At 67.7% G+C, this 13,264-nt stretch carries 14 protein-coding genes; 12 read left to right on the top strand and 2 right to left on the bottom strand.

Going from position 1 to position 13,264, the window contains the following annotated elements; genetic code table 11:
- Positions 1-24 precede the first annotated feature (24 nt).
- The 12 genes from EO139_RS17430 to EO139_RS17375 all read left to right on the top strand — a co-directional run bounded on the left by EO139_RS17430 (position 25) and on the right by EO139_RS17375 (position 9,480).
- On the top strand, positions 25-456 hold the full coding sequence (locus EO139_RS17430; RefSeq protein WP_104648502.1) for a c-type cytochrome: 432 nt from the start codon (positions 25-27) through the stop codon (positions 454-456).
- 448 nt (positions 457-904) lie between these two features.
- Positions 905-1,627 carry a hypothetical protein gene (locus EO139_RS17425; RefSeq protein ID WP_164739913.1) on the top strand — a complete coding sequence of 241 codons (723 nt, stop codon included), beginning with the start codon at positions 905-907 and terminating at the stop codon, positions 1,625-1,627.
- A gap of 63 nt (positions 1,628-1,690) precedes the next feature.
- Complete coding sequence (locus EO139_RS17420; protein WP_104582859.1) at positions 1,691-2,272, top strand: sigma-70 family RNA polymerase sigma factor; 582 nt, start codon at positions 1,691-1,693, stop codon at positions 2,270-2,272.
- Positions 2,269-2,925 carry a zf-HC2 domain-containing protein gene (locus tag EO139_RS17415; RefSeq protein WP_164739900.1) on the top strand — a complete coding sequence of 219 codons (657 nt, stop codon included), beginning with the start codon at positions 2,269-2,271 and terminating at the stop codon, positions 2,923-2,925. The genes EO139_RS17420 and EO139_RS17415 overlap by 4 nt, the downstream gene beginning before the upstream one ends.
- Positions 2,922-4,247: a S8 family serine peptidase gene (locus tag EO139_RS17410; RefSeq protein WP_126971638.1), complete on the top strand. Its 1,326-nt coding sequence runs from the start codon at positions 2,922-2,924 to the stop codon at positions 4,245-4,247. Before EO139_RS17415 ends, EO139_RS17410 begins: the two co-directional genes overlap by 4 nt.
- 10 nt (positions 4,248-4,257) lie before the next feature.
- A complete protein-coding gene (gene ccmC / locus EO139_RS17405; RefSeq protein ID WP_126971636.1) occupies positions 4,258-5,016 on the top strand; it encodes a heme ABC transporter permease CcmC in 759 nt (252 codons plus the stop codon).
- Complete coding sequence (gene ccmD, locus EO139_RS17400) at positions 5,013-5,222, top strand: heme exporter protein CcmD (protein ID WP_126971634.1); 210 nt, start codon at positions 5,013-5,015, stop codon at positions 5,220-5,222. The genes ccmC and ccmD overlap by 4 nt, the downstream gene beginning before the upstream one ends.
- Positions 5,219-5,689, top strand: coding sequence for a cytochrome c maturation protein CcmE (gene ccmE, locus EO139_RS17395; RefSeq protein ID WP_119128377.1), 471 nt, complete (start codon positions 5,219-5,221; stop codon positions 5,687-5,689). The genes ccmD and ccmE overlap by 4 nt, the downstream gene beginning before the upstream one ends.
- A 62-nt stretch (positions 5,690-5,751) precedes the next feature.
- Positions 5,752-7,740 carry a heme lyase CcmF/NrfE family subunit gene (locus tag EO139_RS17390; protein ID WP_126971632.1) on the top strand — a complete coding sequence of 663 codons (1,989 nt, stop codon included), beginning with the start codon at positions 5,752-5,754 and terminating at the stop codon, positions 7,738-7,740.
- Positions 7,737-8,279, top strand: a complete 543-nt coding sequence (locus EO139_RS17385; protein ID WP_104582852.1) for a DsbE family thiol:disulfide interchange protein — start codon at positions 7,737-7,739, stop codon at positions 8,277-8,279. The genes EO139_RS17390 and EO139_RS17385 overlap by 4 nt, the downstream gene beginning before the upstream one ends.
- A complete protein-coding gene (locus EO139_RS17380; protein ID WP_104582851.1) occupies positions 8,279-8,761 on the top strand; it encodes a cytochrome c-type biogenesis protein in 483 nt (160 codons plus the stop codon). The genes EO139_RS17385 and EO139_RS17380 overlap by 1 nt, the downstream gene beginning before the upstream one ends.
- Complete coding sequence (locus EO139_RS17375) at positions 8,755-9,480, top strand: C-type cytochrome biogenesis protein (RefSeq protein ID WP_104582850.1); 726 nt, start codon at positions 8,755-8,757, stop codon at positions 9,478-9,480. The genes EO139_RS17380 and EO139_RS17375 overlap by 7 nt, the downstream gene beginning before the upstream one ends.
- A gap of 96 nt (positions 9,481-9,576) precedes the next feature.
- Here EO139_RS17375 and EO139_RS17370 read toward each other — a convergent pair whose 3' ends face one another.
- On the bottom strand, positions 9,577-11,649 hold the full coding sequence (locus EO139_RS17370) for a PAS domain-containing sensor histidine kinase (RefSeq protein ID WP_126971630.1): 2,073 nt from the start codon (positions 11,647-11,649) through the stop codon (positions 9,577-9,579).
- Complete coding sequence (locus tag EO139_RS17365; RefSeq protein WP_104582848.1) at positions 11,636-13,150, bottom strand: ATPase domain-containing protein; 1,515 nt, start codon at positions 13,148-13,150, stop codon at positions 11,636-11,638. Before EO139_RS17365 ends, EO139_RS17370 begins: the two co-directional genes overlap by 14 nt.
- Positions 13,151-13,264 lie beyond the last annotated feature (114 nt).

Genomic DNA, 13,264 nt, shown 5'->3' with positions numbered 1-13,264 from the left:
TTGCACGCAACCGTACGGACTCCCATGCCTTCATTTCCCAAGACCCTGTTGTGCGCTTCGCTGGCCGGCCTGCTGCTGGCCGGCGCCACCCTGACCGCCCCGGCGCGGGCCGCCGATGGCAAGAGCGTGTTCGCAAGCGAATGTGCCGAATGCCACAGCGCCACCCAGGGCAAGAACAAGAAGGGCCCGTCCCTGTTTGGCATCGTCAACCGCCCTCCCGGCAGCGTGGCCGATTTCAGCGGCTACTCGCCCGACCTCAAAGCTTATTCGGCCGTGCTCAAGGGCCGCTCGACGGACCTGATGCCGAACAAGGGCGTCTGGGATGCAAACAGCCTGAAGGCATTCCTGAAGCAGGACTCCAAGAAGGCCCTGCCGGGCACCAAGATGAAGTACGAAGGGCTGGAGGACGAAAAGGAACTGGACGCGCTGATCGCCTACCTCGCTACCCTGCATTGAGACCGTCCGGCAGGCGACGGACCGGCCGCGCCGGCACCCCGGCGCGGGATGCCTGCCCCAGGGCGGTCCCGGCACCGGCCTGACGGCGCCGCCGGTGGAGAGGGATGCCCGCTTCAAGCAGCGTACAGCCGGCCGGCCGCAGTGTCCGCGTCCAGCACCGCCCCCCGGACCAGCACTGCACATGTGTGCCGGGCCGCGTTGCCTGAACCGGTCCCTTCGCGTATACGGACGAAACCGTCGCAGCCGCGGCGGTCTCGTCCTGCGTGATGGGTGACTATCCCGCCCCGCCCTGTGCCGACGTCCTACGCCCTTGCCCACCGTGTCACCCGCCCAGCACGCCCCCTTACGACCGCGACGCCGCTGCGCCTGCGGCGGGCAGCAGTGGGGCGCGATCGGTGCACGCCCGACGCCGCCGGGCGTGTTGTCGCCAGGCCTGCCCTGCACGTCTCTGCGCTGCGGGCGGCACCACCGCGCGCCGTTGCGCCGCAGTCTGTTGCTGGCGCTGGTGCTGGGCCCGTGCGGCAACGCGCTGGCGGATAACCTCGGCGGCGCGGTCGCCGTGGCCTCGACCCTGATCGACCGCGGCATCTCGGTCGCCCCCAACCGCGTCACCCTGCAGGCAGCCGGCTACTGGCTGCCCTCCCCCGGCTGGTCGGTCTCGGTGTCCACGGCGCTGCAGTCGCCCTCGCTGAGCCGGCCGGTGGCGGTGACTGCCCAGGGCGCACGCGCCTGGATGCTGGACGACCGTTGGCAGATGCAGGCCAGCCTGTTGTATTACGCCTACCCCGCCGACCGCCAGTCGCGCACCTTCGACCGCCAGGAAGCGAGCCTGGCGTGGTCCTACCGCGACATGTTCACGTTCTCGCTGTCCACCTTCAATTTCCCGCGTGCGCAGCGCTCGCCCTGGAACAAGGTGATCGATGTCACCGCCAGCGTGCCGCTGTCGGCCAGTGTCAGCCTCTCGGCAGGCGCCGGCATCTCCGACTTCCCGGCCATGACCTACGGTGCCCAGAGTTCCGGCCGCTATCGGTATGGGCAACTGGGCCTGAAATGGAACCACGCCGCATGGACCGTGAAGCTGGACCGGGTGCTGACCAGCAGCAACACCCCGCGTGCGCAGGGCGGCCCCGGCGAAACGCCGTGGGTGGGCATGGTGTCGCGCGCGTTCTGATCCACCCGCAACCTTTTGCCCGCTCCCGGGCACCTAGAGGTGTCCTCTGCCGTGCGTGCCTTGATGAATGATTCCGACACCCTGGGTGATGCCACCGATCGCATGCTGCTGCGCCGCATGGCGGCGGGCGATCGCGCCGCGTTGTCCACCATGTACACCAGCTATCACGGCCGGCTGTGCCGGTTCCTGTCGCGCCTGACCCGGCGCCCGGACATCATCGAGGAAGCCATCAACGACTGTTTCTGGATCGCCTGGCAGAAGGCCGGCGACTTCCGCGGCGATTCGCAGGTCTCGACCTGGATCATGGGCATTGCCTACCGCTGCGGCCTCAAGTGCCTGCGCCAGCACGACGGCGAGGCCATCGACGATACCGCCATGGTGGAAGACCACGCCCCCAGCGCCGACGACAACGACGACCGCGAACTGCGCGACTGGCTCGACAAGGGCATGGAACGGCTGTCGCCGGACCAGCGCCTGGTGATCGAACTGGTCTATGGCGTCGGCCACAAGCTGGAAGAAGTCGCCGAGATCATGCAGTGCCCGGTGGGCACCATCAAGGCCCGGCTGTTCCATGCGCGGGTCAAATTACGCAATGTGCTGCCCGGCCTGGCCGGCGGCGCCCCCTATACGGAGACCATGCAATGAAGACGTTTTTCATCGCGCCCGGCAAGGAATGCTCGCACGCCTGGGAACTGATGCCCGCGGTCCTGCTCGACAGCGCCACCGAGGAAGAGAACACCTGGCTGATCGCGCATGTGGCCAAGTGCGCCTCGTGCAGTGCCGAGTTCGCCCAGCAGAACCGCCTGCGCCAGGCGCTGGCACTGCCGTCGGCGGTGAAGCTGGACCCCGACGCCGGCCTGCAGCGCCTGCTCGGCCGGCTGGATGCGCCGGAGCAGACCAGCGCGCCTGCGCCGCCGCCGGCAGCGCGCCGCTCCGGCAGCTGGACGGTCCGTGCCCTGGCGGCCGCGGCCCTGGTGCAGGCGATCGGCCTGGGCGTCATGGGCGTCAAGCTGGCCGCGCCGGCGCCCTCGCACGACTACCGCACGCTCAGCAGCGCCACCGCCCAGCCGGTGCCGCAAGGCGCCATCCGGGTGGTGCCGGACGCCAGGATGACCGTGGCCGACTGGGACCGCCTGCTGCATGCGCAGCAGTTGCAGGTGATCGGCGGGCCCAACGACATGGGCGCCTACACCGTGGTGCCGGCCGCACTGCAACCGCCGGCCCAGCCGCAGCGGACCGTGCAACAGCTGCGCGCCAACCCCGGCATCCGGATGGCCGAGATCGTGTCCGCGCCATGAAGCGCATGCTCGCCATCGGCGTGATCGCCGCATGCATCGGCCTTGGCACGCACACCAGCGTGCAGGCCGCAGCGCAGGAGCCGGCGCAGGTCGTCGCCGCCGGCAGCAGCACGCCACCGGCAGCCGATGCGCAGACGCCCGACAGCAGCCGCGACATCCTGCTGGCGGTGGCCAACCCGCTCAGTGCGCCGCCGGCGCGCGCCGGTTCCAGCCTGATCGGCTACGCCTCCAGTTACTACGGCGCCGGCCAGAAGGCGGCCGCGCGCATGGAAGCGCTCAAGCAGCGCTACAAGCTGCGCGAAGTCGCCGGCTGGCCGATCACCTCGCTTGGCCTGTACTGCGCGGTGTTGCAGCCGCCACCGGGCGTGTCGCGCGACGAACTGGTCACTGCGCTGGCCGACGACGACGGCGTGGAGCTGGTGCAGCCGGTGCAGGATTTCTCGGTGTTTTCCGCCGACGCGTCGGAAAAGACCACCGCGCTGTCCGGCTACAACGACCCGTACGTGGATCTGCAACGCGGCTTCATCGCCACCGATGCGGCCAGCGCGCAGACCGTCACCCAGGGCCGCGGCGTGGTGGTGGCGGTGGTGGATACCGGCGTGGACACCACCCATGCCGACCTGAAGACACGCATCCGCGATGTGCACGACCTGGTCGACGACGCGCCGGTGATGACCAGCAGCGACTCGCACGGCACCGAAGTGGCCGGCATCATCGCCGCAGGCAGCAACAACCATCAAGGCATCGTCGGCATGGCGCCCAAGGCCATGCTGAGCATCTACAAGGCCTGCTGGTATGCGCCCAGCGTCGGCGCCACCGCACGCTGCAACACCTTCACCCTGGCCAAGGCGCTGGCGGCGATCAACAACAGCTCCGCGCGCGTGATCAACCTGAGCCTGGGCGGCCCGGCCGACCCGCTGCTGAGCAAGATGCTGCAGCACCTGGTGCAGCAAGGGCGCATCGTGGTCACCGCAATGCCGCCCAACGGGCGCCTGGACGGCTTTCCCAACGATGTGCCGGGCGTGCTGGTGGTCCGCAGCAGCAGCTCCAGCGCCGCCATGCCCGGCGTGCTCAGCGCCCCCGGCAAGGACATCCTGACCACCCAGCCGAACGGCCGCTACGACTTCACCTCCGGCTCGTCGATGGCCACCGCGCATGTCAGCGGCATGGTCGCGTTGCTGCTGTCGCTGTCGCCCTCGCTCGATGCCAAGGCACTGCGCGAGCTGATGCAGCGCACCAGCAAGATCTCCGACGGCCAGTTGCAGGTCAATGCCGGCGCCGCCGTGCAGGCACTGGCGCCTCCCGCCCGACATTCCAACTGACGACACCGGCATGGCCAAGTGGATTCCCCTGTGGCTGCACAAGCTCAGCTCGCCGCCCGTCTTCTATCGCGTCGCCGGACGCGTGCGCCCGTGGGCATTGGGCCTGGCGCTGTTGCTGGGTGCGGTGGCCGCCTACGGTGGGCTGGTGCTGGCGCCGCCGGATTACCAGCAGCACGACGCCTACCGCATCATCTTCATCCACGTGCCCAGCGCCTGGATGAGTCTTTTCATCTACGCGGCGATGGGCGTGGCGGCGTTCATCGCGCTGGTATGGCGGATCAAGCTGGCCGAGGTGGTGACCATGGCCTCGGCGCCGATCGGCGCGGCCTTCACCTTCATCACCTTGTGCACCGGCGCGCTGTGGGGCAAGCCGATGTGGGGTACCTGGTGGACCTGGGATGCGCGGCTGACTTCCGAGTTGCTGCTGCTGTTCCTGTATCTGGGCGTGCTCGGCCTGTACCACGCAGTGGAAGAGCGCCGCCAGGCGATGCGCGCGGCCGGGCTGCTCGCGCTGGTGGGCCTGGTCAATCTGCCGATCGTGCATTACTCGGTGGTGTGGTGGAACACCTTGCACCAGGGCTCCACCGTGCGCCTGCTCGGCCCCTCCACGATGAGCGCAGACATGCTGTGGCCGCTGCTGACGATGCTGCTGGCCACCAAGTGCTACTACGTGGCCAGCCTGTTCGGCCGCGTGCGCGTGGACCTGCTCGCCCTGGACAGCGGCAAGGACTGGGCGCGCCGCATCGTGCTGACGGAGCGCACCGCATGACGACCCTGCTGGCGATGGGCGGTTACGGGCAATACGTGTGGACCGCGTACGCCGTGTTCGTGCTGGTGCTGCTGGCCGATCTGGCATCGCCGTGGTTGCGTCGGCGCCGCCTGCCGCGCGAACTGCGCGGCCAGCTGCAACGGCAGACGCCGCGGCGCCCACGCGATGTAGCGTCTGCAGTGCCGCTGGAGCGTGAGGCCCCATGAACGCCACCCGCAAGCAACGCCTGTGGCTGGTGCTCGGCGCACTCGCCGCCGCCGTATTGGCGGTCACGTTGATCGTGCTCGCACTGCAACGGAACATGAGCTACCTGTTCACGCCCAGCCAGGTGCATGCCGGCGCAGCGGCGAGTTATCAGCAGTTCCGCCTCGGCGGCATGGTCAAGGCCGGCTCGATCCAGCGCGCCACCGACAGCCTCACCGTCCATTTCACCGTGATCGACAAGCACGCCGCGACGCAGGTCGAATACACCGGCATTCTTCCGGACCTGTTTCGCGACAACCAGTCGGTGATCGCCAACGGGCGCATGCAGGGCGGGCGCTTTGTCGCCAATGAAGTGCTGGCCAAGCACGACGAAACCTACATGCCGAAGGAACTGAAGGACGCGATGGCCGAAGGCCATGTCGGCAAGCCGATGCCCGCCACCGCCGTGCCGCTGTCTGCGCCGCGCTGATGCGACGCGCACGGTGTTCCAGCAATCGATGATCTCTCTTCGCTGCACGATGCGATTCGCCCATGACGCCTGAACTCGGCCAGACCGCACTGATCCTGGCGTTACTGCTCTCGCTCGCCCAGGGCGTGTTGCCGCTGGTCGGCGCCTGGCGCGGCAACACCGCGTTGATGGGCATTGCGCGGCCTGCCGCGGTCGGCCAGGCGCTGTTCGTGTGGATGGCGTTCGGCCTGCTCGCCTGGTCGCTGCTGTCGCTGGATCTTTCGGTGCGCTATGTCGCCGACAACGCCAACACCGCCCTGCCCTGGTACTACCGCTTCGCCGCGGTGTGGGGTGCGCACGAAGGCTCGCTGCTGCTGTGGATCGCGATCCTCTCGACCTGGACGGTGCTGCTGGCCGCCTTCAGCCGGCATCTGCCGCAGCAGTTCGCCGCGCGCGTGCTGGCGGTGCTGGGGCTGGTGTCGCTGGGCTTTCTGGCCTTCATCCTGCTGACCTCCAATCCGTTCGGGCGGCTGTCGCCAATTCCGCTGGATGGCAACGAACTCAATCCGGTGCTGCAGGATCCGGGCATGACCTTCCACCCGCCGGTGCTGTACACCGGCTATGTGGGGTTCTCGGTGGCGTTCGCGTTCGCGGTGGCGGCCCTGCTCGGCGGCGAACTGGAACAGGCCTGGGTGCGCTGGGCGCGGCCGTGGACCAACGTGGCCTGGGCCTGCCTCACCGCCGGCATCGTTGCCGGCAGCTGGTGGGCATACGCGGAACTGGGCTGGGGTGGCTGGTGGTTCTGGGACCCGGTGGAAAACGCCAGTTTCATGCCGTGGCTGGTCGGCACCGCGCTGATCCACACCCAGGCGGTCACCGAAAAACGCGGCAGCCTGCGCGCCTGGACCATCCTGCTGTCGATCCTGGCGTTCTCGCTGTCGTTGCTGGGCACCTTCCTGGTGCGCTCGGGCGTGCTGACCTCGGTGCATGCCTTCGCCGCCGATCCGCGCCGCGGCCTGTACATCCTGATCTTCCTGATCGCCGTGGTCGGCGGCTCGTTGCTGCTGTACGCGCTGCGCGCACCCAGGATCGCCAGCGGCAAACCGTTCGCCGCCGCCTCGCGCGAGACCGCGATCCTGATCGGCAACCTGCTGCTCACCGTGGCCGCGGCGATGGTGTTGCTGGGCACCTTGTTTCCGCTGGTGGCCGATGCCTTCGGCCTGGGCAAGGTGTCGGTGGGGCCGCCCTACTTCGGCTTGCTGTTCCCGCTGCTGATGGTGCCGGTGATGCTGTTGCTGCCGTTCGGCCCCTACCTGCGTTGGGGCAAGGCCGAGGCGGCGCCGTTGCGGGCACTGGGCACGCGCGCCGGCATCGCCGCGATTGCCTGCGCGCTGGTCGGCAGCCTGTTTGCCGATGGCCAGGTCAAGGCGATTGCCGGGATCGGGGTCGCCGCGTGGGTGGCAGCCGGCACCGCGCTGTACATGCACAAGCGCTGGCGCGAGATGCCGCGCGGCCGGCGCTTTCCGGCGGAAATGGCCGGCATGCTGCTCGCGCATGCGGGCGTGGCGGTGTTCGTGGCCGGCGTACTGGTGTCCGAAAGCCTGTCGGTCGAACGCGACGTGCGCCTGGCACCCGGGCAGACCGCCGAGATCGCCGGCTACGCCTTCCGCTTCGATGGCGTGCAATTGATCGACGGGCCGAACTGGAAGGCCGAACAAGGCAGCGTGCAGGTCAGCCGCGATGGCCAGGTGGTGGCGCAACTGCATCCGCAAAAACGCCTGTACAGCAGCGAGCGCATCCAGACCGAATCGGCGATCGACCCCGGCATCACGCGCGATCTGTATGTCGCACTCGGCGAGCCGCTGGACGATCAACACATCGAATACGACTGGACGCTGCGGCTGTACTACAAACCCTTTATCCGCTGGATCTGGGCCGGCGGCCTTTTGATGATGCTGGGCGGTTTTGTCAGCGCCTGCGCCCGCCGTTTCCGTGCGCCGGCCCTCGCCGGCACGGCGGCCACGGCACCGGCACACGGCGCCCTGGTCACCGCACAGGAATCGCACGCATGAACCGCCTGCTGCCCTTGCTGGGTTTCCTGTTGCTGGCGGCGCTGTTCGGCTTCGGCATCTACTGGACGATGCAGCACAACCCGCGCGAGGTGCCCTCGCCGTTGATCGGCAAGCCGGCGCCGGCGTTCTCGCTGCCGCTGCTGGATCAGCCCGGGCAACGCGTCAGCCGCGATCAGCTGCTGGGCAAGGCCTACGTGCTCAATGTGTTCGGCAGCTGGTGCGCCGAATGCGTGCACGAACATCCGGTGCTGATGGCCCGCGCCAGCCGGCTCGGGGTGCCGCTGATCGGCTACAACTACAAGGACGCGCCTGCCGACGCCACCGCCTGGCTTGCGCAACATGGCAACCCCTATGCCTTGGTCATCGCCGATGAAACCGGCCAGACCGCGATCGACTTCGGCGTCTACGGCGCACCGGAAAGTTTCCTGATCGATGCGCAAGGCGTGATCCGCTACAAGCACATCGGCGTGCTCACGCCCGAGGTCATCGACGACGCGCTGCTGCCCGCCATCGCCGCATTGCCCAGGACCACGCCGTGATGGCGGCGCGCCGCGCATGGCGCTGGTACTGGCGCATGCAGGGCCGGCCATTGCGTTTGCTGCTGGTGCTGCTGCTGGGCGCGCTGCTTGCACCGCCGCTGGCGGCGCAGGCGGTGGACCCGCTGCCGTTCAAGAACCGCAGCGACGAAGCGCGCTACCAGCGCCTGACCGCACAGCTACGCTGCCTGGTGTGCCAGAACGAGAACCTGGCCGACTCCAACGCCGCACTGGCGCGTGACCTGCGCCATCAGGTGTTTGCGCAACTGCAGGCCGGCAGGAGCGATGCGCAGATCAAGCAGTACATGGTCGATCGCTATTCGGATTTCGTGCTGTACGACCCGCCGGTCAAGCGCGGCACCTGGCTGCTGTGGTTCGGCCCCTTGCTGCTGCTGGGCGCCGGTGCGGGCGTGGTGCTCCATACCGTGCGCAAACGTGCGCGCGCCGGCACCCCGGTGGCGCCGCCGGCGGAGGAAGAATGGTGACGACCGGTTTCTATGTCGCAAGCGCCGCGCTGGTGGTGGTTGCCTTGCTGTTGTTGCTGACGCCGTTGCTGCGCCAGCCCACGCGCAATGGCAACGCACGCTACATCTTGCCGATTGCCCTGGTGCTCGGCGTGCCCATCGCCACGGCCGGTCTGTATCGGCTGGTGGGCACGCCGGAGGCGATCGCGCGGCGCGTGTACGCGGCGGCGCAGCCCCTGGCGCAACCGGCCGCCGCGCCGCCGTCCATTGCCGGTGCTGAGCAAACGCGGGCCGCCCAGGCCGACGCTGCCGCTGACGCTGCGCAGGAGCAGAGGCTGGAAGCGTTGATGCAGCAAGCTAAAGCGCACGAGCAGGACAACCGCCCCGCCGATGCGCGTGAAGCCTATGCGCAAGCGCTGAAAATCGCGCCCGATCTCAGCGCTGCCCTGATCGGCTGGGTGGCTGCGGACATGGCCACGCGCAGCGATTTCGCCATCGACGCCGACGCACGCGCCCGCCTGCAACAGGTGGTCGCACGCGAGCCGGATCATCAACGCGGCCTGTGGCTGCTGGGCATCAGCGACTTTCAGCAGCACGACTACCGCGCAGCCAGCGCGCACTGGCGCCATCTGCATGGCTTACTCGACGCCGGCTCGCCGATGCAGAAAGCGGTGGCCGACAAGATCGCCGTGGCCGAAGCCCTGGCAAGCACGCGGCAATCCAGGCGTGCAGCGCCCTGAAGCCAGCTGCGGACTGTGTCCGCGTTCAAAGACACCACGCTGCCAGCCGGCCGAAGCGCCGCCATGGCGGCGGCCGCAATCGACCGCGTGACGCACTCAGGCCGACGGCCCCAGCACCTCGTGCAGCTTTCCGCTGAACTCGCCCAGCGTAAATGGCTTGGCGATCATGCTCATGCCTTCGGCAAGAAACTCGCCGCGATCGCGCGCGGTTTCCGCATAGCCGGTCATGAAGATCACCGGCAGATCGCCGCGCGACTGCCGCGCGATCTCCGCCAGCTGGCGCCCGTTCAGTCCAGGCAGGCCCACATCGGTCACCAGCAGATCGATCCGCCGCGGCGAGGCCAGGATCGGCAGCGCCGCATCGGCATCGGCAACCACATCGGCCTGATAGCCCAACTCGTTGAGCAGCTCGGTCACCAGCAGCCGCACCTGTTCGTCGTCTTCCACCACCAGCACCTGCTGGCCGCGCCCGGCCACCACCGCGCCGGCTTGCGGCTGCGGCGACACCGCCTGCGGATGGAGACCGGCCGGCAGATACAGGCTCACCGTGGTGCCCTTTCCCAGCTCGGATTCCACCCATACCTGCCCGTTGGACTGCTGCATGAAGCCGTAGATCATCGACATGCCCAGGCCGGTGCCCTGCCCGATCGGCTTGGTGGTGTAGAACGGTTCGAACACACGCTCCAGCACATCGGCCGGCATGCCGGCGCCGCTGTCGGTCACCGACACCACCGCGTAATTGCCCGGCGCCAGCGTCACCCCGCGCCCGAGTGCCAGCGGCTGCCCTTCGACCTGCAACTGGCGGGTGGCGATGCGCAACCGCCCGCCGTCGGGCATCGCATCGCGGGCATTGATCGCCAGGTTGAGCAGCGCGCTTTCCAGCTGGTTTTCGTCCACATACGCCTGCGGCAGGTCGGCCTGCAGGTCGGTGTCCAGGCGCACCGATTCGCCCAGCGTGCGCGCCAGCAACTCCTGCAGCGACACCACCAGATCGTTCAGATGCAGGTGCCGCGCTTCCAGCGATTGCCGGCGCGAAAACGCCAGCAGCCGTTGCGTCAGTGCGGCCGCGCGCAGGGCCGATGCCGACGCCACATCCAGGAAGCGGCCCAGCCCTTCGGTGCGACCCTGGTCGATGCGCAGGCGCGCCAGATCCAGCGCCGACAGGATGCCGGTCAGCATGTTGTTGAAGTCGTGCGCGATGCCGCCGGTCAGCTGGCCCACTGCTTCCATTTTCTGCGCCTGGCGCAATGCTGCCTCGCTGGACTCGCGCGCCAGCATCTGCTGCTGCAGCTCGGCGGTGCGCTCGGCCACCTTGATCTCGAGCAGACTGGCCTGCTGCTGGATCGATTCCAGCGCCAGCGCGCGCGCGGTGATGTCGGTGGCAAATACATGAAAGCCGTCCACCTTACCGTCCGCATCCAGGCGCGGCATGTAGCGGATCTCCGCATCCCGCCGGCGCCCGTCGGCGTGCGGCCAACTCGCCTCCACCGTCAACGCCTGCCCGGCCAACGCGGCTTCGATCCAGGCGCGACGCTCCTGCACCACCGCAGGTCCAACCACGTCCACCAAGGGCTGCCCGATCACTTCTGCAGGCGGGATGCCGATCCAGTCCTCGTACGAGCGGTTGGCAAAGCGGTACACCAGGTCCTTGTCGATGAAGGCGATCAGCACCGGCAGCGCGTCGGTGACCCGGCGCAATTCGGCCTCGCTCGACATCAGTGCGGTCTTGCTTTCGGCCAACTGCGCCATCTGGTCGCGGATCACGAACTGCTTCTGTCGCGAGCGCAATGCAGTGGAAATGGCGCTCAGCAACGACGACGAACTCAGCGGCCGTTCCAGCTCGATGACATTGGTCACTTCCGGCGGCAGCGTGGCCTGGCGCCCGCCGTGGGCGCCGCGTGGTGCACGCAGCAGCACGAACGGAATATCCGACCAGGCAGCCTGGCTCTGCAGGATGTGCGAAAGCCGCTGCAGGTCACCGCCGACCGCTTCTTCGGTCAACACCACCACACCGGAGGCATCGAGCAGGTCGTCCGCCAGCGCTGCCAGCGAGCCATACACCCGGCGTGTCAGTCCGCGCTGGCCGACGATGCCGGCAATGCTTTCCGCATCGCGGCCGAATGGCGCGATGATGTGGACGATGGATCCATCCAGGTCACAGGTAGTCAAGGGGACGATCCAGCAATGGCGTATCGTCCCCGACGAAGTGCGGCGTACCGGTCAGCACGCCGTGGAATTTCTCCAGCGGCTCGCTCAGATGGATACCGCTCGTCCCGATGCGCAACTCGCGGATCGAATCCTCATGCGCGCCACTGCGGTTCTTGATCACCGACAAGGCCTTGCGGATGCGCCCCTGCGCCTCGAAGAAGCGGAACAGGATGACGGTATCTGCCATGTAGGAGATGTTGAGGTTGCCGGTGGACATCGTGCCGACCAGGCCATGCTGCGGATTGACCAGGAAGGTGGTCACGCCGCTCTGGTTGAGATAGGAAAGCAACTCGTGCATCTGCAGCATCAACTGCTTTTCCTGCGGCATCGAGGTGAGATAGCCGTTGAGGCTGTCGATCACCAGCAAGCGGCAATCGCGCTCTTCCACACTGGCGCGCACCGCCCAGGCGAACTCGCCCGGGGTCAGTTCGGCCGGATCCATCTGATGCAGTTCCAGCAGGCCCGCGTCCAGATACTTGCGCAGATCCATGCCCAGACTCTCGGCACGCGTCAGCAAGGTGCCGGTGCGCTCGTCGAACTCCAGGATGCAGCAATGCTCGCCGCGCTCGCAGGCGGCGGTGACGTACTGCAGCGCGATATTGGTCTTGCCCGACCCGGCAGGCCCGGTCAACAGCGTGCTGGTGCCGCGCAACGGCCCGCCGTGCAGCAGCGCATCGACCCGCTCAACGCCACTGGACACCGCATCGCCAATGAACGGCACATGGTGGTCGGAGGCGATCAGACGCGGATAGATCCGCATGCCGCCGGTGGTGATGGTGATGTCGTGATAGCCGGCGATGAAATCCACGCCACGCAATTTCTGCACCTGCATGCGCCGACGCGCCGCACCGAAATCCAGCGTCATGCGTTCCAGCGAAATCACCCCATGGCACAGGCTGTGCAGATGCGCGTCGCGTTCGCCATTCTCGCCGGTGAGGTCATCGACCAGAAACACGGTGATATTGCGCGGCGCAAAGAACTGCTTGAGCGCCAGCACCTGGCGCCGGTAGCGCAGCGAATCCTGTGCCAGCAGGCGCAACTCGGACAACGAATCGAAGACCACACGCGTCGGCTTGACCCGGTCCACCTCGGCCTGGATCAGCTTGATGGTGCCGTCCAGCTCCATTTCCCACGGGTGCAGAATGGACTGCTGGCGTCCATCGCCCAGAAACGCCTCAGCCGAAGCGAGCTCGAAGATATGCAGCGCCTCCAGCGACCAGTCGTGCGAGGTGGCCACCTCGTTGAGCTCGTCGATGGTTTCCGACAAGGTCACGTACAGGCAGCTCTCGCCCTTGGCCGCGCCATCGAGCAGGAACTGCAGCGACGCTGTGGTCTTGCCCGAGCCCGGCTGGCCTTCCAGCAGGTACAGGCGGTTGGGGGGCAGCCCGCCGCGCAAGATGGTGTCAAGCCCTGTCGTACCAGTCGTAATGCGGTTTGCGATCATCGGCTTCAGATTTCCCATGGACCTAAATTTATCACGGGCGCGTCATGCGCCGCTGCGCGCGCGTGAATCGATCAGTTTGCTTGGCGCACCCTGCGCACCTGCACTACCGGCATCGTGCCGTGATCGGTGCCG

This window comes from Xanthomonas sp. BRIP62411 (assembly GCF_003993525.1).
Lineage (GTDB): Bacteria > Pseudomonadota > Gammaproteobacteria > Xanthomonadales > Xanthomonadaceae > Xanthomonas > Xanthomonas euroxanthea.
Note: the sequence above shows the minus strand (reverse complement) of the source record. Positions and strands in the feature narration are given on the sequence as shown.